Origin of the sequence: Streptomyces composti (assembly GCF_012034205.1) — a bacterium.
GTDB lineage: Bacteria > Actinomycetota > Actinomycetes > Streptomycetales > Streptomycetaceae > Streptomyces > Streptomyces composti.
The window spans coordinates 132,115-151,935 of the sequence record NZ_JAATEM010000008.1 but is presented as its reverse complement, the minus strand read 5'-3'; the positions used below and the strand labels follow the sequence as shown (position 1 = coordinate 151,935).

Annotated in this window: 19 protein-coding genes and 1 pseudogene; 7 read left to right on the top strand and 13 right to left on the bottom strand. The window is 73.0% G+C overall.

Going from position 1 to position 19,821, the window contains the following annotated elements; genetic code table 11:
- Positions 1 to 93: 93 nt before the first annotated feature.
- Complete coding sequence (locus tag HCJ93_RS08830) at positions 94 to 1,116, top strand: Gfo/Idh/MocA family protein (RefSeq protein WP_167992734.1); 1,023 nt, start codon at positions 94 to 96, stop codon at positions 1,114 to 1,116.
- Positions 1,117 to 1,153: 37 nt separating this feature from the next.
- Here the strand turns inward: HCJ93_RS08830 and HCJ93_RS08825 are convergent, their stop codons facing one another.
- The 3 genes from HCJ93_RS08825 to HCJ93_RS08815 all read right to left on the bottom strand — a co-directional run bounded on the left by HCJ93_RS08825 (position 1,154) and on the right by HCJ93_RS08815 (position 3,854).
- Positions 1,154 to 1,582: a PaaI family thioesterase gene (locus tag HCJ93_RS08825; RefSeq protein WP_167992732.1), complete on the bottom strand. Its 429-nt coding sequence runs from the start codon at positions 1,580 to 1,582 to the stop codon at positions 1,154 to 1,156.
- A 244-nt stretch (positions 1,583 to 1,826) separates the two neighbouring features.
- A complete protein-coding gene (locus HCJ93_RS08820) occupies positions 1,827 to 2,501 on the bottom strand; it encodes a response regulator transcription factor (protein WP_167992731.1) in 675 nt (224 codons plus the stop codon).
- 93 nt (positions 2,502 to 2,594) lie between these two features.
- The gene (locus tag HCJ93_RS08815) at positions 2,595 to 3,854 is read right to left on the bottom strand and encodes a sensor histidine kinase (RefSeq protein WP_240967505.1); all 1,260 of its coding nucleotides are present in this window, start codon (positions 3,852 to 3,854) and stop codon (positions 2,595 to 2,597) included.
- Positions 3,855 to 4,025: 171 nt separating this feature from the next.
- Between HCJ93_RS08815 and HCJ93_RS08810 the strand changes: the two genes are divergently transcribed.
- A complete protein-coding gene (locus tag HCJ93_RS08810; RefSeq protein WP_167992729.1) occupies positions 4,026 to 4,226 on the top strand; it encodes a hypothetical protein in 201 nt (66 codons plus the stop codon).
- Between the two features lie 63 nt (positions 4,227 to 4,289).
- On the opposite strand, the gene HCJ93_RS08805 is transcribed toward HCJ93_RS08810, so the two are convergent.
- Together HCJ93_RS08805 and HCJ93_RS08800 are read right to left on the bottom strand one after the other, a co-directional pair.
- Entirely contained in the window at positions 4,290 to 4,685 is a 396-nt protein-coding gene (locus HCJ93_RS08805) for a guanyl-specific ribonuclease (RefSeq protein WP_167992728.1), read from the bottom strand.
- Positions 4,686 to 4,849: 164 nt separating this feature from the next.
- Complete coding sequence (locus HCJ93_RS08800) at positions 4,850 to 5,476, bottom strand: dihydrofolate reductase family protein (protein WP_167992726.1); 627 nt, start codon at positions 5,474 to 5,476, stop codon at positions 4,850 to 4,852.
- On the opposite strand from HCJ93_RS08800, the pseudogene HCJ93_RS08795 reads away from it, so the two are divergent.
- Positions 5,454 to 6,253, top strand: a pseudogene (locus tag HCJ93_RS08795) (SDR family NAD(P)-dependent oxidoreductase). The gene HCJ93_RS08800 and the pseudogene HCJ93_RS08795 sit on opposite strands and share 23 nt — an antisense overlap.
- 87 nt (positions 6,254 to 6,340) lie before the next feature.
- On the opposite strand, the gene HCJ93_RS08790 reads toward HCJ93_RS08795, so the two are convergent.
- Genes HCJ93_RS08790 through HCJ93_RS08780 form a run of 3 tightly spaced genes read right to left on the bottom strand, consistent with a single transcriptional unit; the run spans position 6,341 to position 10,697 of the window.
- Positions 6,341 to 7,588 carry a (Fe-S)-binding protein gene (locus tag HCJ93_RS08790; RefSeq protein WP_167992724.1) on the bottom strand — a complete coding sequence of 416 codons (1,248 nt, stop codon included), beginning with the start codon at positions 7,586 to 7,588 and terminating at the stop codon, positions 6,341 to 6,343.
- Positions 7,585 to 8,964, bottom strand: coding sequence for an FAD-binding oxidoreductase (locus HCJ93_RS08785; RefSeq protein ID WP_167992723.1), 1,380 nt, complete (start codon positions 8,962 to 8,964; stop codon positions 7,585 to 7,587). Before HCJ93_RS08785 ends, HCJ93_RS08790 begins: the two co-directional genes overlap by 4 nt.
- Entirely contained in the window at positions 8,964 to 10,697 is a 1,734-nt protein-coding gene (locus HCJ93_RS08780; protein ID WP_167992715.1) for an L-lactate permease, read from the bottom strand. Before HCJ93_RS08780 ends, HCJ93_RS08785 begins: the two co-directional genes overlap by 1 nt.
- Before the next feature lie 224 nt (positions 10,698 to 10,921).
- Here HCJ93_RS08780 and HCJ93_RS08775 point away from each other — a divergent pair, with 224 nt between their 5' ends.
- On the top strand, positions 10,922 to 11,596 hold the full coding sequence (locus tag HCJ93_RS08775; protein ID WP_167992714.1) for a GntR family transcriptional regulator: 675 nt from the start codon (positions 10,922 to 10,924) through the stop codon (positions 11,594 to 11,596).
- Between the two features lie 131 nt (positions 11,597 to 11,727).
- On the opposite strand, the gene alc is transcribed toward HCJ93_RS08775, so the two are convergent.
- Together alc and allB are read right to left on the bottom strand one after the other, a co-directional pair.
- Entirely contained in the window at positions 11,728 to 12,843 is a 1,116-nt protein-coding gene (gene alc, locus HCJ93_RS08770; RefSeq protein ID WP_167992712.1) for an allantoicase, read from the bottom strand.
- Positions 12,844 to 12,879: 36 nt separating this feature from the next.
- A complete protein-coding gene (gene allB / locus HCJ93_RS08765) occupies positions 12,880 to 14,220 on the bottom strand; it encodes an allantoinase AllB (RefSeq protein ID WP_167992710.1) in 1,341 nt (446 codons plus the stop codon).
- 300 nt (positions 14,221 to 14,520) lie between these two features.
- Between allB and HCJ93_RS08760 the strand changes: the two genes are divergently transcribed.
- Positions 14,521 to 15,327 carry an IclR family transcriptional regulator gene (locus HCJ93_RS08760; RefSeq protein WP_167992709.1) on the top strand — a complete coding sequence of 269 codons (807 nt, stop codon included), beginning with the start codon at positions 14,521 to 14,523 and terminating at the stop codon, positions 15,325 to 15,327.
- 73 nt (positions 15,328 to 15,400) lie between these two features.
- Here HCJ93_RS08760 and HCJ93_RS08755 read toward each other — a convergent pair whose 3' ends face one another.
- Positions 15,401 to 15,715: a DUF5955 family protein gene (locus HCJ93_RS08755; RefSeq protein WP_309141344.1), complete on the bottom strand. Its 315-nt coding sequence runs from the start codon at positions 15,713 to 15,715 to the stop codon at positions 15,401 to 15,403.
- Between the two features lie 176 nt (positions 15,716 to 15,891).
- Between HCJ93_RS08755 and HCJ93_RS08750 the strand changes: the two genes are divergently transcribed.
- Both HCJ93_RS08750 and aceB read left to right on the top strand, forming a co-directional pair.
- Positions 15,892 to 16,506, top strand: a complete 615-nt coding sequence (locus HCJ93_RS08750; RefSeq protein WP_167992705.1) for a nucleotidyltransferase family protein — start codon at positions 15,892 to 15,894, stop codon at positions 16,504 to 16,506.
- A gap of 232 nt (positions 16,507 to 16,738) precedes the next feature.
- Positions 16,739 to 18,364, top strand: a complete 1,626-nt coding sequence (gene aceB / locus HCJ93_RS08745) for a malate synthase A (RefSeq protein WP_167992703.1) — start codon at positions 16,739 to 16,741, stop codon at positions 18,362 to 18,364.
- Positions 18,365 to 18,463: 99 nt separating this feature from the next.
- On the opposite strand, the gene HCJ93_RS08740 is transcribed toward aceB, so the two are convergent.
- Together HCJ93_RS08740 and HCJ93_RS08735 are read right to left on the bottom strand one after the other, a co-directional pair.
- Positions 18,464 to 18,742: an Rdx family protein gene (locus HCJ93_RS08740; protein WP_167992702.1), complete on the bottom strand. Its 279-nt coding sequence runs from the start codon at positions 18,740 to 18,742 to the stop codon at positions 18,464 to 18,466.
- Complete coding sequence (locus HCJ93_RS08735; protein WP_167992700.1) at positions 18,739 to 19,653, bottom strand: HipA family kinase; 915 nt, start codon at positions 19,651 to 19,653, stop codon at positions 18,739 to 18,741. The genes HCJ93_RS08740 and HCJ93_RS08735 overlap by 4 nt, the downstream gene beginning before the upstream one ends.
- Positions 19,654 to 19,821: the final 168 nt, after the last annotated feature.

The window sequence follows — 19,821 nt, the reverse complement described above, 5'->3', positions numbered from 1 at the left end:
CGTAGCTCTGTGAGCTGTTGACGGGAAGTTGTGAAGTCACATTGTCCGGACATACGGATTGACAGCGGGGGGTGCGACCCGCACTTTGTTTCCATGCGCATCGGGGTCATCGGTACAGGCCGCATCGGCACCCTTCACGCCCACACGCTCAGCAGGCACCGCGACGTCGGCTCCCTGATCCTCACGGACGCCGATCCGAAGCGCGCCCAGGCGCTCGCCCACCGGCTCGGCGAGACCGCGGCACCGGGCGTGGACGAGATCTACACCTGGGGTGTGGATGCGGTAGTGATCACAGCAGCCACTTCGGCCCACGCCGAGCTGATCGGACGCGCGGCGCGCGCCGGTCTGCCGGTCTTCTGCGAGAAGCCCATCGCCCTCGACCTGCCGGGCACCCTGCAGGCGATCGGGGAGGTGGAGACGGCGGGGACCGTGCTGCAGATGGGTTTCCAGCGCCGGTTCGACCGCGGGTACGCGGGCGCACGCGAGGCGGTGCGGTCCGGACGGCTGGGCCGGCTGCACACGGTGCGGGCGATGACCAGTGACCCCGAGCCGCCGCCCGCCGGGTATCTGCCGCAGTCGGGCGGGCTGTTCCGGGACACGCTGATCCATGACTTCGACATCCTGCGCTGGGTGACCGGCCGGGAGGTCACCGAGGTGTACGCCACCGGCTCGGACGCCGGGCCCGCGATGTTCCGGGACGCGGCCGACGTCGACACCGGCGCGGCGCTGCTCACCCTCGACGACGGCACGCTGGCCTCGGTCACCGGGACCCGGCTGAACGGCGCCGGCTACGACGTGCGCATGGAGCTGGCCGGTGAGCGGGACCAGATCGTCGTCGGCCTGGACGACCGCACCCCGATCGCCTCCACCGAGCCGACCGGGCCGCCGGCCGCGGACAAGCCGTGGACCGGCTTCCTGGAGCGGTTCGGTCCCGCCTACGAGGCGGAGCTGAGCGCGTTCGTCGAGGTGGTGCTGGGCGAGCGGGCCAACCCCTGCGACGGCCGCGAGGCCCTGCAGGCCCTGCGCATCGCCGAGGCCTGCGAGATCTCCCGCCGCGAGCACCGCCCGGTCCGCCTGGCGGAGATCGAGGGCGGGGCTCCGGTGCCCTTCGGGTGAGGCGCGGCCTCCGGGACGACGGCTCCAGGGCCGCACGTCAGGGTGCCGGGATCGGCAGTACCGTGCCCTGGGCCACCGCGCAGAGGGTCTCCGTGCCGTCGCCGGCGATCATGAGCAGGTCGCAGCGGACCACGGCCTGGCGCCTGCCCGCGTGGACCACCTCGGCGCGGGCGCGCAGGGTCCGGCCGAGCGCCGGGCGCAGGTACTGGACGGAGAAGCCGCCGGTGAGGACGTGCGGGCCGAGTGCGGCGCCGCCGGCGAAGGTGAGGGCGTTGTCGGCGGCGTAGGAGAGGACGCCGCCGTGCAGGAAGCCGTGCTGCTGGCGGAGTTCTTCGCGGACGTCGAGTTCGAGGGTGGCGGCGCCGTCGCCGAAGGCGGTCAGCCGCGCGCCCACCAGCCGGCTGAAGGGCTGGCTCTCCAGCGCCTGCCGGGCCGTGTCGAGGTCGTGGGCGGCGATCTCGGTCATGGGCAAAGGGCTCCTTCGGGCGGATGGCTGCGGCGGACGAGGACGGCCCTCAGTCTCCCCGCGGAACCTCTTGGTCTCTCCCCGGAACGGTCTTCCCGGAACCTCTGGTCTCCGCCGTCCCCCCTCGGTCTCCGGCGCTCCCCGCCGGTCTCCACGGTCTCCCCCTGGTCTCCGCTGTCTCCCGCCGTCCCCCGCCGCCCCCTGTCGGTCCCCGTCGTCCCGCGCAGGACTCCCTCGGTGCCCGTCAGCGCTCCTCCGTGCCCTCCAGCAGTCCCGCGTCATAGGCGAGCAGGGCGATCTGCACGCGGTTGTTGAGGTCGAGCTTGGCCAGGATGCGGGAGACATGGGTCTTCACGGTGGCCACGCTCATGAACAGCTGGGCGGCGATCTCTGCGTTGGCCAGGCCCTTGCCGACCGCGACGGCGACCTCGCGTTCGCGGTCGTTGAGGACGGCGAGGCGCTCGCGGGCGCGGGCGTGCCGGGTGTCCGCGGCGGTTCCCGCCGCGTGCTGCATCAGCTGGCGGGTGACGGTGGGCGAGAGCACGGGGTCCCCGGCGGCCACCCTGCGCACCGCGTCGATGATCTCGGTGGGCGGGGTGTCCTTGAGGACGAAGCCGGCGGCTCCGGCTCGCAGGGCGCGCAGCACCTGCTCGTCGGCGTGGAACGTGGTGAGGACCACGACCTGCGGTGAGTCCGGGCGGCCGCGCAGCCGCTCGGTGGCGGTCAGACCGTCCGTGCCCGGCATCCTGATGTCCATGAGGACCACGTCGGGGCGGGTGCGGTCGACCAGCGCCTCGACCTCGTCGCCGTCCGCCGCCTCGCCGACGACCTCGATGTCGTCGGCGCCGCCCAGCATGAAGGACAGTCCGGCGCGCACCAGCGGGTCGTCGTCGACGAGAAGCAGTCTGATCGCTGTCATGGGCCCTACGTAATCACGGTTGCCGGGGTGCATGGACATGCTCACCTTCGCCCGCCGGGCGCGGAGAAACCGCGCGCCGGGGCGGGAGGCCGCTCACGCCCACGGCAGCCGCGCCCGCACCTCGAAGCCGCCGTCGTGTGTGGGGCCGTGCTCCAGGGTGCCGCCGGTGAGGGTGGCGCGTTCGGTGAGCCCGATCAGCCCCTGCCCGGCGCCGGGCACGTGCGGGACCTCTTCCTCGGGGCGGGGATTGCGCACGGCGACGGTCAGGCCCTCGCCGGGGCCGCCGGAGACGTTCACGGTGACCTCCGTGCCGGGTGCGTGCTTGCGGGCGTTGGTCAGGCCCTCCTGGACGATGCGGTAGGCGGTGCGGCCGACGGAGGCGGGGACGGCCGCGGGGTCGGTGACGCGGTGCTCGAGGACGACCTTCATCCCGGCCTCGCGGGACTCGGCGACCAGGGCGTCCAGGGCCGCGAGGGTGGGCTGCGGGCGGCCCGCGTCCTCGTTCTCTCCGGCCCGCAGCACGCCGATGATCTCCCGCAGGTCCTGCAGTGCCTCGTGGGCGCTCTCCCGGATGACGCCGGCCGCGCGGGCGATCTCCTCGCGGGGCGCGTCGGGCCGGAACTCCAGCGCACCGGCGTGCACGCTGAGCAGGGTCAGCCGGTGGGCGAGGACGTCGTGCATCTCCCGGGCGATGGCCTCACGGGCCAGCCGCTGCGCCTGCTCGGCGCGCAGCCGGGCCTCGGTCTCGGCGCGCCGGGCCTGGTCGCGCAGGCTCAGCAGGAGCTGCCGTTTGGACCGGACGAACATGCCCCAGCCGGCGACGGCGGCGATCAGTACCCAGGTGAACAGGACGGCCGCGATGTAGGGCAGTCCCGGCTCGGGGCGCAGCCAGTAGTACAGGGGCTGCGCGACGAAGTCGATCCCGGCCACCCAGGCCACGTAGCGGAAGGGCCGGTGCACGGCGAGGGTGAACAGGGCGATCAGGGAGGCGCCGCCCGCGGTGACCGAGACATAGCTGACGGGGAGCAACGCCACCGCCAGGCCGAGCGGCCACCGGCGGCGCAGCCAGACGGCGCCGCAGGCCAGCGCGCCGATCAGCTGGTCGGCGACCTGCAGGCCCGGCGAGAGGTCGGCACTCTCGATCGAGTCGATGGAGAGCAGGCCGATGAAGACGGCGATCAGGAAGCAGGTGAAGTCGACGATCCAGTCGCGCACGGTGCGGCGGGGACGCCGGCCGCCCTCCCGCTGCGCCTCCGGGTCGAGCGCCGAAACCAGTGCCGACGGCAGCAGCCAGCGCCGCGACGGGAACAGCGCGGTGCCCGGGGCCCCTTCGTCAGTCTTCACGGTCGACAAATCTACGCAGCGCGACGCCCCCGGGCTCTCGCGCGGCCCGGATCGGCGACCAAAGTCGCTGCGGTGCAGACTTTCGGCGCACCGGACGCCAGGTGATGCCGACTTCCGTGGGCCCGCCTCCCGTCCCGCGGACGATGTGCGCGCGCCCCGGCATGGGCGAGGCTGGGGATCATGAAGCGACTGCTGGAGTTGCTGGGCTTTCTCGCCGTGCTGCAGGGTGCGGCCGGTCTGCTGCACGAGTTCACCGGGTGGCGGCTGGGGCTGGTGCAGCGGGTCGGCCTTCTCGAGCGCCACGGGGTGTATGTGAGCGCCGCCCTGCTGGTGCTGGGCGGCGCTCTGTTCGCCGCGGCGGCGAGCCGCCGGCAGCCGTAGCCGGCCGCGTGGTCGGCTGGCCGTAGCCGGCCCGGCGGTCAGCAGCCGTGGCCGGCGGAGCCCTCAGCAGCCGTAGTCGACGAGGTCGAACGAGGCGTAGTGGTCGGCGGTGTAGTAGTCCTCCTGGTACTCCTGGCCGGTCACGATGCGGCGGGCGCCGCGGTCGGGGGAGCCGGGCGTGATCACTGTGTACTCGTGGTAGTAGCCGGTGGACTGGCTGGGCAGGATGCCCTCCCGGTTCTGGAAGACGGAGCCGTCCTGCTCGAACGGGAAGGGGCCGCCCTGCTCGATCAGGTCCAGGGTGTCGTGCGCCTGTGAGGGAAGGTCGCTGTAGCAGATGTCGCCGACGGCGGCGGTGCCGGCGCCTGCGGGGGTCGCGGTGACGGTGCCGCCCACGAGGAGGGCGGACAGGATTGCGGCTGCGGCGCCGGTCCGTGCGGCGCGTGGGGGGAATCGCATGGCTTTCATACTGACGCGCGTAGACGTTGGCATGTCAACGACAAGGTTGAAGACCTGTACCACTCCTCCCCCATATCGGCAGACCGCGGTCGCAGGACCTTCACCGCACGCCGCCGCCCGGTCCCCTGTGCCGGGCGGCGGCGTGCGTCACCGGAGCCGCGCGCTCACGCGTTCTCCGGCAGTTCGTAGGTGCCGTACTCCGGGCGGCCCGCCCGGTCGTACGACTGGATGGACACACCGGTGCTGGTGATGCTGCCGCCGGTGCGCCGGAAGGCGGTCGGCAAAGAGCCCTCCGGGAACAGGCGGCGGCCGGCGCCGAGGACGACCGGGAAGGTCAGCAGATGCAGCGTGTCCACCAGGCCGGCGGCGAACAGGGACTGGGCGAGGGCGCCGCTGCCGTGCACCTGGAGCTCGCCCTCGGTGCGCTCCTTCAGCGCGGTGACCTCCTTGGCGAGGTCTCCCGCGATCACGGTGGTGCCGGACCAGGCGGGTTCGGTGAGGGTGGCGGAGACGACGTATTTGGGCAGCGAGTTCAGCTTGCCGGCCACCGGGTCGCCGGGGTCGGTCACCCTCGGCCAGTGGGCGGCGAAGATGTCGTAGGTGCGGCGGCCGAGGAGGAAGGCACCCACGCGCGAGAAGACGTCGTCCATGAACCGGCCGAAGTCCTCGTCGCCGTACGGGACGCTCCAGCCGCCGTGCTCGAAGCCGTCGCGGGTGTCCTCGTCACGCCCGCCGGGCGCCTGGTAGACGCCGTCCAGGGTGACGAAGGTGGTGACTGAGAGCTTGCCCATGACGATCCCTGCCCTTCTCGTGCTCCGGTCGCTCCGGTGCGGTCTTCCCGGTCATCAGCTCAGACCGGGGAGCCGCCCGGAACTCATCGGTGCGGCGACGGCCCTGCGGCTCGCGCGGGAGGGCGCGGACGTGGCCGTGACCCTTGTGCAGGGCGAGGACGCCGCCGAGGACGCCGTACGGGAGATCCGGGCGCTGGGCCGCCGGGCCGTGGCACTGCGGGCGGACCTGGCCGACGCGGCGGAGGCGGCGGAGGCGGCGGGAGCGGCGGAGCGCGCGGCGGACCCGCTGGGCGGCCTCGACGTGCTCGTCGACAACGGGGATGTCGGACTGCTCGGCCCGGTCCAGGACATCTCGCCGGCCGACGTGGAATGGGTGCTCGCGGTCCATGCGCGGGGCGTCTTCCTCACCTCCCGGGCGGCGGCCGCCCGCATGGACCGGGGAACCGGATCATCACCGCAGGCAGCTGCCTGGCGCTGCGCGTGCCGGGCCCCGGCGCCACCCCGCACGCGATGACGAAGCCGCCCCTGGTCGACCTCACCGAGGCCCGGGCCCGGGAGCTGGGGCCGCGGGGCATCACCGCCGACGTCGTCCACCCCGGCCCGGTGGACGCCGCCATGGACCCGGCCGACGGCCCGTTCGCCGGGGCGCGGGCCTCGCTGACCGCCCTCGGCCGGTTCGGCCGGACGGACGAGGTGGCGGCGACCATCGCCCACCTGGCGTCGGCCTCGTTCGTCACCGGCGCGGAGTTCGCGGTGGACGGCGGCCACGCGGCCTGAGTGCGCCAGGATCCGGAATCGCGCGGGCTCCGGGCCGCGCGTGCGGTCGCGGCCCGGAGCCCGATCGGCGGGCGGCGGTCCTCCTGGCTAAAGCTCCCGGCTTCCGGTCCCGCCCCCCGTGCCGGGTCCGCTCGCCATCGCCAGGAACTCGGCGAGGTGCACGGCGCGCACCCGGGAGCGGCGGCGGCGCAGGCTCTGCTGGAGCTGGCGCAGGCAGCCGGGGTTGACGGCCACGATGAAGTCCACGTCCAGGCGGTCCAGATCCTCGAGTTTCGGGTCCAGCACGGCCCGGCTGTCGGAGGGCCGGAGCATGGAGTAGGTGCCGGCGGCGCCGCAGCACCGGTCCGCGCCCGGCAGTTCGACGAAGTCCGCGACCTCGGCGATGAGGTCCCGGGGTGGACGGCTGACGCCGAGCCCGTTCCGCAGGTGGCAGGAGTCCTGGAGGGTCGCCCTGGCCCTGCGGCCGTCGACCGTGACCTGGCCCGTGGGCCGCCGGCCGTCCCGGTCGAGGTACTCGCTCAGCTCCTCGACCCGGTCCCGGCCGAGATGGTGGGCCAGGTGGGCGGCGCAGCCGCCGGCCGTGGTCAGGACGGTGCCGGGCAGCCGCTCGCCGAGAGCCTCGGCCAGTTCCGCGCCGGTGCGGGAGTCGCCGTTGTGGGCGTGCAGCGCACCGCAGCAGCCCTGCCCCGGCGGGACGGTGACCTCGGGGCACAGCTGCTGGACGGCCCGCGACACCTTGGGGTACAGGCCTCGTTCGACGCAGCCGAGCATCAGGGACACGGGCTGGTCCGCCGGCCCGGTCTCCGGCTTCGCGGCAGGGCTGCCACCGCCGCGGGCGTGGCGCCGTACCAGGCCCTGGAGCCGCAGCAGCCAGGGGCGTGACACCAGGGCCATGAGGAGGCGGGCGAGCCAGGGGCGGTGGCGGCCGCGCCACTGGTGGTCGCGCCACTGCTCGAGGAGCAGCCCGTACTCCACGCCCGCCGGGCAGACGGTCTCGCAGGCGCGGCAGCCCAGGCAGAAGGAGGACTCCTCGGCCAGGGTCGGGTCGTCCTCGTCGAGGCGGCCGGTCTCCAGCGCCCGCATCAGGGTGATGCGGCCGCGGGGGGAGGAGGTCTCCTCGCCGGTCAGGGCGTAGGTGGGGCAGGCCGGCAGGCAGAAGCCGCAGGAGATGCACCGGTCCAGCAGGTCCTTGTCGAAGATGCCGCGGCCCGGCTCCGGCCCGGCACCGTGGCCGTTCTGCTCCGGACCGGTGGCCGGACGGGCCGCGGGCGGGCCCCCGCCGGTGTGGCCGGGGCCGGCCTGGGCCGTGCGGTGGTCGTTGGTGGGATCGGTCATGAGCCGAGCTTTCCGGGGTTGAGGATTCCTGCCGGGTCGAAGGCGTTCTTGATGCGGCGCAGCAGGGCGACCTGGTCTGCGCCGAGCCGGTCGGCCAGATACGGCAGCTTGGCGGCGCCCACGCCGTGCTCGCCGGTGATGGTGCCGTCCAGGGCGATGGCGGCGGCGAAGATCTCCGCGAACGCGGCGTGGGTGCGGTCGACGGCCTCGTGGTCGTCGGGGTCGAGCACACAGGTGGGGTGGAGGTTGCCGTCCCCGGCGTGCCCGAAGGTGGCGATCGTCAGATCGTGGCGGGCGGCGATCTCGTCGATGCGGTCGACCATCTCGGCGAGCCGGTGCCGGGGCACGGTGGCGTCCTCGAGGACGGTCACCGAGCCCAGGCGGGAGAGCGCCGGGAGCGAGCAGCGCCGGGCGGCCAGCAGGGCGTCCGCGCGGGCCACGTCCTCGGCGAGGGTGACCTCGAGCGCACCGGCCCGGTCGCACACCTCCTGGATGCGGCCGAGATGGGTGGCCACGGCCCGGGCGTCGCCGTCGTCGCCGAAGAGCAGCAGCGCCCCGGCGTCCTGCCGCAGGCCGAGCCCGGCGAACTCCTCGACCGCCACGATGCACTTGCGGTCCAGGAACTCCAGCGTGGCCGGGACGATGCCGGCGGCGATGACGTCGGTCACCGCCCGGGAGGCGTCGGCGAGGGAAGGGAAGTAGGCGACGCCGGTGCCGGTCTCCGCGGGTGCGGGCAGCAGCGCCACGGTCACCTCGGTGATCACCGCCAGGGTGCCCTCCGAGCCGGTCAGCAGCCGGGTCAGGTCGTAGCCGGCCACGTCCTTCCACAGCCGCCCGCCGGTGCGGATGATCTCACCGGTGGGCAGCACGGCCTCCAGGCCCAGTACGTAGTTGCGGGTGACTCCGTACTTCAGCCCGCGCAGGCCGCCGGCGCAGGTGGCCACATTGCCGCCGACGGTGGACACGGTGCGGCTGCCGGGGTCCGGGGCGTAGAGCAGTCCGGCCCGGGCGGCTGCGTCGGCGAGCCGTGCCGTGGTCACCCCGGTCTGGACGCGGGCCAGCAGTTCCTCGGAGCTGACCTCGAGGATGCGGTCCAGCCGGGTCAGGGCCAGGACGATGCCGCCGGTCAGCGGGACGGTGCCGGCGCACAGGTTGGAGCCGGCGCCGCGGGGCACGACCGGGACGGCCCGCTCGGTGGCGTACTTGAGGACGGCGGCGACCTCCTCGGTGCTGCCGGGGAGCACGACCGCCTGCGGCAGGGCGTGGAAGAGCGGAGTGGCGTCGCGGGCGTAGGCGGCCAGCGCGCCGTCGTCCACCCGTACGTGGTCCGCCCCCACGATGGCGGCCAGGTCACGGGCCAGGTCCGTGCGGTCCATCAGCGCACCACCATCCAGTCCAGCACCGGGGTGGACTGCAGGTAGACCAGCAGGCAGATCGCGGCGAGCAGGCCGAGGCCCCAGCCGACCACACGGCGGAAGAGCTCGCCCTCGCGGCCTTCCAGGCCCACCACGGCGGCGGCGATGGCCAGGCTCTGCGGGGAGATCATCTTGCCCAGCACGCCGCCGGTGGTGTTGGCCGCGGCGAGCAGGTAGGGGGACATCCCGGTCTTCTGGGCGGCGGTGAGCTGCAGCAGGCCGAACAGCGAGTTGGAGGAGGTGTCGGAGCCGGTGACGGCGACACCCAGCCAGCCGACGATGGGCGAGAGCAGGGCGAACGCGGCGCCGGTCTGAGCCAGGAAGAGGCCGAGGGTGACGGTCTGGCCGGACATGTTCATCACATAGGCGAGGGCGAGGACCGCCATGACCGTGACGATGGTCCAGCGGAACTGGCGCACGGTGTCACCGTAGGCCCGCACGCCCCGCAGGACGCCGATGCCGTAGAGCGCGGCGGTGATCAGACCGGCGAGGAGCAGGATGGTGCCGCCGGAGTTGAGCAGGTTGAAGGTGAAGGTCGCGGAGGACAGCGGCTCGCCGTCGCCGTTGACCACGTCCAGTCCCGGCCAGGCGAACTTCCACCCCGAGTGCGCGTCCAGCCAGGTCTTCACCGGTCCGAAGGTGGCCACCGCGAACAGCACGACCACCGTGAGGTAGGGGGCGAAGGCCATCAGGGCGGACCCCTCACCGGTGCGCCTGCGCCGGTCCGCGGCCGTGGCGTCCGTGCCGGCCGGGGCCGCGTCCCCGGAGCCCGTGTCCCCGGAGGTCCCGGAGCCGGAGCCCGTGGCGCCGCCGCTCGTGCCGGTGGCGCCGCCGCCCACGGCGGCCGGTGTCTCGGCCCGCGCCGCCAGCGTCTCCCTGGGCTGCCAGACGCGCAGCATCAGCACGACGGCCAGGGCGCCGGCGAAGGCCGCGACGATGTCGGCGATCTCGTACGAGAGGAAGTTGGCGCTGATGAACTGGGCGGCGGCGAAACCGAATCCGCCGACCAGGGCGACCGGCCAGGTCTGCCGCACACCGCGCCTGCCGTCCACCATGAACACCAGCACCAGCGGCACGAACAGGGCCAGCAGCGGCGTCTGGCGCCCGACCATCGCGCCCAGGTCGGCGGCGTCCAGGCCGGTGATCTTGGCGAGGGTGGTGATCGGGACGGCGATGGCGCCGAACGCCACGGGTGCCGTGTTGGCCACCAGCGAGACCGCTGCCGCCTTCATCGGACGCAGCCCGACCGCCATCAGCATCACCGAGGAGACCGCGACCGGGGTGCCGAAGCCGGCCAGCGCCTCGAGCAGCGCGCCGAAACAGAAGGCGATGATCACGGCCTGGACGCGCTGGTCGCCCGAGAGCGAGCCGAACGCCCGCCGCAGCACCGTGTCCCAGCCGGTGAGCTCGGTCAGCTTGTAGATCCACAGAGCGTTCAGCACGATCCAGATGATCGGGAACAGGCCGAAGGCGGCCCCCTCCCCCGCTGCCAGGGCCGCCTGGCCCACCGGCATCTCGTAGGCGAGGACGGCGACGCCGAGGGCGGCGGCGAGCGCGACCAGCGAGGCCTGCCATGCCTTCCAGCGCAGACCGCCCAGCAGTACGAACAGCGTGACCAGGGGGAGTGCGGCACACAGCGCGCTCCACCCCAGGGATCCGGCGACAGGGTCGAAAACCTGTTGGTAACCGGTCATGGCAGAACCTTGCCTCTCTCGATGGGCTGCATGTGGCCCCCGTCACCCTTCAGGGCGCGTCGATTGTTAGACAATGGATCATGTCTGTCAATGGATCCGGCAAGACGTGTCCCCGGGGCGCAGATCGAGACGAAAGGCGGCGATTGTCGGACAATGACTCCTGTCCGTCAACAGGTCTGACCTGACATATGGGAGAATGAGGCCGTCCCTTCACGGAGGTGTTCATGGCCCAGGACGCCGCTCTCAGGCTGTCCACCGTCTCGGTCGTCGAGGCTCTCGCCGCATCCCTGCGCGACCGGGTGCTCGACGGGCAGATCCCGCCCGGTACGACGCTCGCCGAGACCGAGATCGCGAATGAGTACGGCGTCTCCCGCCCCACGGCCCGCAGCGCCATCACCGCCCTGGTGTACGAGGGGCTGCTGCACCGCGAGGCCAACAAGGCGGCCTATGTGCCGCGTCTGACGCGTGCGGACGTCGAGGATCTCTTCCTGGTCCGCACTCCGCTGGAGACCGAGGTGGTGCGGGTTCTGCTGGAGCGCGGCACCGTGCCCGTGGCCGCCGCCGAGCGCGCGCTCGAGGACCTGGACCGGCTGGAGGAGGACGCGCCGCACCACGCCTTCGTCGAACCGGATCTGCGTTTCCACCAGTGCCTGATCGACGCCGTCGGCAGCCCCCGGCTCAGCCGGCTGTACCGGGGCATCAAGGGCGAGATACATCTCTGCATGGTGCAGACCCGCCACACCCTGGGACGCGAACGCATCGTCGGCGAGCACGGCCGGATCCTGAAGGCGCTCCAGGCCGGCGACGCCGAAGAGGCGATCGCCCGGATGCGGGCCCATCTCGACGGCGCCTGCCACTCGCTGCAGCAGGTGTTCACCGCGGTGGGGGCAGAAGGGTAGGCGGCCGCCCGCACCATGACACCGGTACACAACCGGTCAGTGGTGCGGGTCGGCCGCCCGAGGACCCGTGAGGGGTCGGTCAGTGCGATGACCCGTGAAGGTCGGTCACTTCTGCTGGAACGACTCGGCGTTCAGCCGCCGAGCTCCTGGTGACGAGCCGTCAGCCGCCCCGCTCCGGTCTCGGTGAGCGAGCCGTGCAGGCGCAGCCGGGAGATGCCCCCGTCGGGGTAGATGTCCAGCCGCGCGTGGGTGCCGGTGACCGGCTCGGGCAGCACGAAGCGGTGGTTGGTGTCGGGCTGGAGCCGGGTGCGCGGCAGGACCTCGGTCCACTCGCCGTCCTCGCCGTCCCTGACGGCCACCGACGCCCAGCCGGCGCTGTTGCCCTTCAGACAGGCGGTGTCGATCTCGACGGCACGGATCCGGGACTGCTCGACCAGCCGGTACCGGATCCAGTCGTTGCCCCGGTCGCGGCGCCGGCGCGTCTCCCAGCCGTCGTCCATCTTGCGGGAGCGGCCCGGCTGGATGGTGTTGGTGGCCGGTGAGTAGAAGAGGTTCGAGGCGTCCTCGACCTGGCCGCCGTTCTCCAGGGCGACCACGTCGAAGGTGCCGAGGGCCTGGAGCCAGGCCGGGTCCGGGACGACCTCGCCGTGGACGCGCAGGCGGGCGATGCCGCCGTCGGGGTGCTGCTTGAGGCGCAGGTGGGTGAAGCGCTGCTCGACGGAGACGGCGAAGCCGTTGGCCGCGTGGCCGCCGACCGGGGTGCGCGGGACGAGGGTGGTCCACTTGATGTCGTCGCCGAGGAGTTCCTCGGGTGACGGGGAACCGGGCACGCTGGTGCCCTCGACGGACACGGCCTGCGGGTAGTTGCCGCGGAAGTGGGCGGTGTCCACGACGATCCCGCGGACCACGCCGGGGGCGCCGAGCCGGATCAGGGCCCAGTCGTGGTCGTCCTCGTCCGGCCAGGGGTGGTCAGCGGAGCGGCCGCGCCTGCGGCGGGTCTCCCAGCCGTCCATGACCTTGCCCTTGTGGCCGAAGTGCTCGGGGTCGAACTCGGCGCGCTCGGGCAGCAGGAGGTTCTCCCGCTGGGCGAAGAACTCGTCGTTGGCGGCGACGACACCGGCGCCGAGGCGGCGGTCGGCGAGATCGGCGTAGTGGGTGAAGGGGAAGTCTGCGGTGCGGTAGTCCGCGTAGGGGTCGCCGCCCTGGTAGGGGCTGGCGTCGCCGGTGAAGGTCTCGATCGCCGTCACGGTGGTGTGTTCCTGCCTTTCGTCGTCTGGGCGTCGTCAGCGGATGCGGGTGAGCAGCCGGCCCTGCGGTGCGGTGAACTCGCCGTCGGCGACGATGCGCCGGCCGCGCAGCCAGGTGGACCTGACGACGCCGTACAGGGTCCTGCCCGCGTAGGCGGTCACCCGGTTGCGGTGCTGAAGGGCGGCCGGGTCGACGGTGAAGGTCTCGTCGGGCGCGAGGACGGCGAAGTCGGCGTCCCGGCCGGGCGCGATGGCGCCCTTGCGGTCGTCGAGGCCGGCCAGGCGCGCGGTGCGCTCGGACATCCAGCGCACCACGTCCTCGAGGGTGTGGCCCCGCCTGCGGGCCTCGGTCCAGACGGCGGAGAGGCTGAGCTGGAGGCCGGAGATGCCGCCCCAGGCGGTGGCGAAGTCGTCGGTCTTGAGGTCGGCGGTGGACGGGGAGTGGTCGGTGACCACGCAGTCGATGGTGCCGTCGGCCAGCGCCCGCCACAGCAGGTCCTGGTTGGCGGCCTCGCGGATGGGCGGGCAGCACTTGAACTCGCTGGCCCCGTCCGGGACCTCCTCCGCGGTGAGGGTCAGGTAGTGGGGGCAGGTCTCCACGGTGACGCGGACACCCTCGGCCCTCGCTTCGGCGATCAGCGGCAGCGCGTCGGCGGAGGACAGGTGCAGGATGTGCACCCGGGCGCCGAACCGCTTCGCCTGGGCCACCAGGTGGGCTATGGCGGTGTCCTCGGCGTCGCGCGGGCGGGAGGCGAGGAAGTCGGCGTACCTGGGCCCGCCCTGCTGCGGGGCGGCGGCGAGATGGTGCGGGTCCTCGGCGTGCACGATCAGCAGCCCGTCGAAGGCGGCGATCTCGGCGAGGGAGCGGGCGAGCTGCTCCTGGTCGAGGTGCGGGAACTCCTCGACGCCGGACGGTGACAGGAAGGCCTTGAAGCCGAAGACGCCGGCCTCGTGCAGCGGGCGCAGGTCCTTGACGTTGCCGGGCAGTGCCCCGCCCCAGAAGCCGACGTCGACGTGCGCCTTGTCGGCGGCGGTCTCCTGCTTGACGCGCAGATGGCCGACGGTCGTGGTGGGCGGGAGCGAGTTGAGGGGCATGTCGACGATCGTGGTGATGCCGCCGGCCGCCGCGGCGCGGGTGGCGGTCCAGAAGCCCTCCCATTCGGTGCGGCCGGGGTCGTTGACGTGCACATGGGTGTCCACCAGGCCGGGCAGCAGGACGTCGTCGCCGAGGTCCTCCAGGCGGGCACCGGACGCCACGGGGGCGTCGTGCGGGCCGACGGCGGTGATCGTGCCGCCGGCGACCGTGACGGTCGCGGGGCGCGTCCCCTCGGGAGTGATGACACGTGTCGAGCGCAGCACCAGTTCGGCGTCGGACACCCGGACCCTCCTGACCTGTTCGCGGCGGCATCCGAACGGGTTCCCGCCTGCCCCGGCGGCTGCCCCTCCGGCGGTTTCCGCCTAGCGAAATTCAACGTTCTGTTGAAGGAGTCTTCACTCCCGTTCCAGCCCCGTCAAGGGCACACTTCCCCTTCGGGACCCTTCGGCGGCCGTCCTAGACATTTCCACGACACGGAAATAGAATTCCGTCACACAGAACGTAGTGACGCACCGACGGGCAGTCAACCTGCCGCCGGGTAGGCTTTGGCCCCTTCCTGCCCGTCCCGAAAGGAACGCGACGTGCCGACGTCCAGCGCCAGCACCACCGACTCCGCCCGGACCACCGCCGCCGGCGGTGGCGTGCAGTCCCTCGAGCGCGCCTTCGATCTGCTCGAACGGATGGCGGACGCGGGCGGGGAGGTCGGCCTGAGCGAGCTGTCCGCGAGCAGCGGACTGCCGCTGCCGACCATTCACCGCCTGATGCGCACCCTGGTGGCCTGCGGCTACGTCCGGCAGCAGCCCAACCGCCGCTATGCGCTGGGGCCGCGGCTGATCCGGCTCGGCGAGTCGGCCTCCCGGCTGCTCGGCACCTGGGCCCGCCCCTACCTGGCCCGCCTGGTCGAGGAGACCGGCGAGACGGCGAACATGGCGCTGCTCGACGGGGACGAGGTGGTGTACGTGGCGCAGGTGCCGTCGAAGCACTCGATGCGGATGTTCACCGAGGTCGGCCGGCGCGTGCTGCCGCACTCCACCGGCGTCGGCAAGGCGCTGCTGGCCTCCTTCCCCCCGGAGGAGGTACGGGCCCTGCTCGCCCGCACCGGCATGCCCGCGGCGACGGACAGGACCATCACCACGCCGGAGGACTTCCTCGCAGCCCTGGAGGAGGTACGGCGCCAGGGCTACGCGGTCGACGACAACGAGCAGGAGGTCGGCGTCCGCTGCCTGGCCGTCCAGGTCCCTGACTCCCCCACGCCCGCGGCCATCTCCATCTCCGGCCCGGCGGGCCGCGTCACCGAGTCGGCCACGGAGAAGTTCGTCCCGGCCCTGCGGCAGGTGGCCTCGGAACTCTCCGAGGTCCTCACGAGCGGCGGCGCCCAGGCCACCTGAGGGGGGCCGTCACCCCGCGTGAGCGGCGCCCGCCCCGCTTCACCCGCCAGGGAGGGGTCCGTACAGGCGTTCGTCAATTGCGGGCTGACGGGCCGAAGAGCTCCACCGCCTCGCGGACCTCGCGCAGGGCGCCGCGCAGGGCACTCACGGAGCCGATGGCGGCGGCGACGAGCAGCAGGGAGCGGCGCAGGCGGGGCACGTCGGGGGTGCCGCTCAGGGCCATGGCGTCCAGTGCGGCCAGTTCCTCCTCCGCGATGCCCCGGTCGGGGAACTCCGCCGGAAGAGCGGCGAGTTGGCGCCGCAGCCGGGACACGGCCGTGCGCAGCTCCGCCACCCGTGGATCCTCACGACCGCCGGCCACGCGCCTCTGCTCCACGCTCCGCAACACAGTCCTCCCCCAGGCACGTCGTTGTGCGCTCACCGCCCCCGGCACACCGTCACCCCGCCGGTCGCGGTGCGCGCCAGTAAACGCCACCCGGCGCCCCGCGCGCCAGCCCGCTGCGTCATCGAGTTGCTCCGCAGCGTGACATCGGGGCCGGGGAGCGCGTGGGGTAGGGAGGAGGCATGACGACACGAGGGACGGACGGCGGACGCGCACCGGTCGCGGGACTGCTGCTCGCGGCCGGCGGCGGGCGCAGACTGGGCGGGAGACCCAAGGCGCTGCTCGCCCACCGCGGGCGGCCGCTGGTGGAGCACGCGGTGCGGGTGCTGCGCGAGGGCGGCTGCGGACGCGTGCACGTGGTGCTGGGCGCGCGGGCGCAGGAGGTGAGGGAGCGGGCGGCGCTGCCCAGCTGCGTGCTGGTGGACAACCCCGGCTGGGAGCAGGGCATGGGCACCTCCCTGCGGGCGGGCCTCGAGTCGCTGGCCGGGACCGGCGCGCGGGCGGCGCTGGTCTCGCTGGTCGACCAGCCCGGCATCGGCGAGCAGGCGGTCGCACGAGTGCTCGCCGCGTACCGGACTGCGGATTCGCTGGCCTCCGCCACCTACCACGGCGTCCGCGGACATCCCGTTCTGCTCGGCGCCGCGCACTGGGCGGGTGTCGCCGCGACTGCGACCGGCGACCGGGGGGCACGCGCCTATCTGAGGGAGCACGAGGAGCGGATCACGCCGGTCGAGTGCGGGGACGTGGCCGACCCCCACGACATCGACACCGAGGCCGACCTGGCGCACCTCGAGTGAGCCGGCCCGCCCGGTCCGGAGACGAGCCACACCCCGAGTGAGCGGCGTGGCACTCAGCGCCACCTTCACTCGACCCAGAGAATCTCGACATCAACAAACCATTGAACTTCCACCATGAGGAAACTACTATCCACTGATCAGAAGGGCCCGGCCCGTCTCCGGGCGTTCCCAGCCGTACCCGGGTCGACTGGCACCCGGTGCCACGCCTGCACGCGTAAGGAAGTGACAGCTGATGTCCGCACCAGCGCCGTCCCCGCTGGCCATCGTCGACGCCGAGCCCCTGCCCCGGCAGGAGGAGGTCCTCACCGAGCCGGCCCTCGCCTTCGTGGCCGAGCTGCACCGGCGGTTCACGCCCCGGCGTGACGAGCTCCTCGCCCGCCGTGCGGAACGCCGCGCCGAGATCGCCCGCACCTCCGCCCTCGACTTCCTCCCGGAGACCGCCGCCATCCGCGCGGACGACTCCTGGAAGGTGGCCCCGGCTCCCCCGGCCCTGGAGGACCGCCGCGTCGAGATCACCGGCCCCACCGACCGCAAGATGACCATCAACGCCCTCAACTCGGGCGCCCGGGTGTGGCTCGCCGACTTCGAGGACGCCTCCGCTCCCACCTGGGAGAACGTGGTCCTCGGCCAGCTCAATCTGATCGACGCCTACACCCGGAACATCGACTTCACGGACGAGCGCACCGGCAAGACCTACGCCCTGCGCCCGAACGAGGAGCTGGCCACGGTCGTGATGCGCCCGCGCGGCTGGCACCTGAACGAGCGTCACCTCGTCGACGCCGACGGCACCCCGGTCCCCGGCGCGTTCGTCGACTTCGGCCTGTACTTCTTCCACAACGCCCAGCGGCTGCTCGACCTCGGCAAGGGCCCGTACTTCTACCTGCCGAAGACCGAGTCCCACCTCGAGGCCCGCCTGTGGAACGACGTCTTCGTCTTCGCGCAGGACTACCTGGGCATCCCGCAGGGCACCATCCGCGCCACCGTGCTCATCGAGACGATCACCGCCGCCTACGAGATGGAGGAGATCCTCTACGAGCTGCGCGACCACGCCTCCGGGCTGAACGCCGGCCGCTGGGACTACCTGTTCTCCATCGTCAAGAACTTCCGCGACGGCGGGCCGAAGTTCGTGCTGCCGGACCGCAACGCGGTGACCATGACCGCCCCCTTCATGCGCGCCTACACCGAACTGCTGGTCCGCACCTGCCACAAGCGGGGCGCGCACGCCATCGGCGGCATGGCGGCCTTCATCCCCTCCCGGCGCGACCCGGAGGTCAACAGGGTCGCCTTCGAGAAGGTCCGCGCCGACAAGGACCGCGAGGCCGCCGACGGCTTCGACGGCTCCTGGGTCGCCCACCCCGACCTGGTGCCGATCGCCATGGAGTCCTTCGACCGGGTCCTCGGCGACAAGCCCCACCAGAAGGACCGGCTGCGCGAGGACGTGAACGTCACGGCCGAGGATCTCATCGCCATCGACTCCCTGGACGCCAAGCCGACGTACCACGGCCTGGTCAACGCCGTCCAGGTCGGCATCCGCTACATCGAGGCCTGGCTGCGCGGCCTCGGCGCGGTCGCCATCTTCAACCTGATGGAGGACGCGGCCACCGCGGAGATCTCCCGCTCGCAGATCTGGCAGTGGATCAACGCGGGTGTCGTCCTCGACAACGGCGAGAAGGTCACCGCCGATCTGGCCCGCAAGGTCGCCGCCGAGGAGCTGGCGAACATCCGCGCGGAGATCGGCGAGGAGGCGTTCGCCGCGGGCAACTGGCAGCAGGCGCACGACCTGCTGCTGCAGGTGGCCCTCGACGAGGACTACGCCGACTTCCTCACCCTGCCGGCGTACGAACAGCTCAAGGGCTGACGGCGGCCCGAGGGCCGACAGCCCGGGGACGGCGGCGGTCACGTCCTGCGGCGGCCGAGGGGCCGGCAACGGGCCGGTGGCCGGCGCCGTCCGCGCGGTTTACTTCTCCGAGTGGCCCAGGGGTTTCCCCGGGGCCACTCGGTCGCGTACGGCCCGCTTCACCGCGGTCGGCTCCGGGAAGCCCTGCTCCCGCCGGTCCCACACCACCTCGTCCCCGACCCGGACCACGAACACGCCTCCGGTGCCGGGCCTGAGCGCCAGCTCGGTCAGCTCCTGCTCGAAGGTGGTCAGCAGCTCCTGCGCCAGCCAGGCCGCCCTGGGCAGCCAGCGGCACTGGGTGCAGTACTCGATCTCCACACGGCGGTCGCCGGCCGTCATCGCAGATGCACCGTCCCGTCCTGTTCCACCGCCGGACGGCCGTGCAGGTCCGGCACCCGCTTCAGCCAGTCCGGGCGGCCCTGCTGCGTCCGTGCCGCACGGAGCGCGTTCTCCGCGGCGATCTCCTCGGCCGAGGGGAAGTCGACCGGCAGCCACGCGGCGGACGCCCGCGCCCGCGCGTGCAGGTGTCCGACATACGCCTCCCGGGCCGCGTCGGGTGTGGCGAACCCCGGCTCGCCGGCCAGCCAGGCGTCCGGCACCTCGGCCGCGATGGACCACAGCAGCTCCTCGGTCACCCTGGGCGCGAGTTCCGCGTCGGCGGCCCGCACATCGGGCCCGTAGCGGCCGAGCGCGTGATGCCGGAAGTCGTACGCCCTGGCCGGGTCGCTGCCGTCCCAGCGGTGGTGGAAGACGAGCGCCGCGCCGTGATCGATCAGCCACAGCCGGGGCGGGGCGACGCCGAGCGTCGGCCACAGCACCAGGTTGGAGCTGTGCACGGTGCGGTCGACGTTCACGGTCAGCGCGTCGAGCCAGACGATCCGCCCGGCCTCCAGCGGGTCGACCGTGAACTGCTCCGCCGCCTCGGGGGTGAAGTCGCGCGCCCCCGGCAGGAAGTCCATGCCGAGATTGACCCCGGCGCTGGCGGCGTGCAGCTCCCGCACCTCCTGGTGCGGCTCCTCCCCGGCGATCGCCGGGTCGAAGTGCACCAGCACCAGCTCCGGGAAGCGCAGTCCGAGCGCCCGCGCCAGCTCCCCCACGATCACCTCGGCCACCAGCGCCTTGCGGCCCTGGGCGGAGCCGGTGAACTTCACCACGTAGGTGCCCAGGTCATCGGCCTCGACCACGCCGGGCACGCTGCCGCCGGTGTGCAGGGGCTCCACATAGCGGGTCGCGGTGACCTCGGTCAGCATCTCCCAGACTCCCGGCGTTCGGCACGAAGAGTGCATGGTAACCCGAGGCCGTGACCGAGAGTCACCGCCCGGGCGGTGCCTCGACCGCCGCGACCGCCTCCCCCGGCGTACCGGTCCCCGCCCGGATGCAGTCCCGCGGGTGGTGCCGCAACCTGAAGGAGGGCCGGC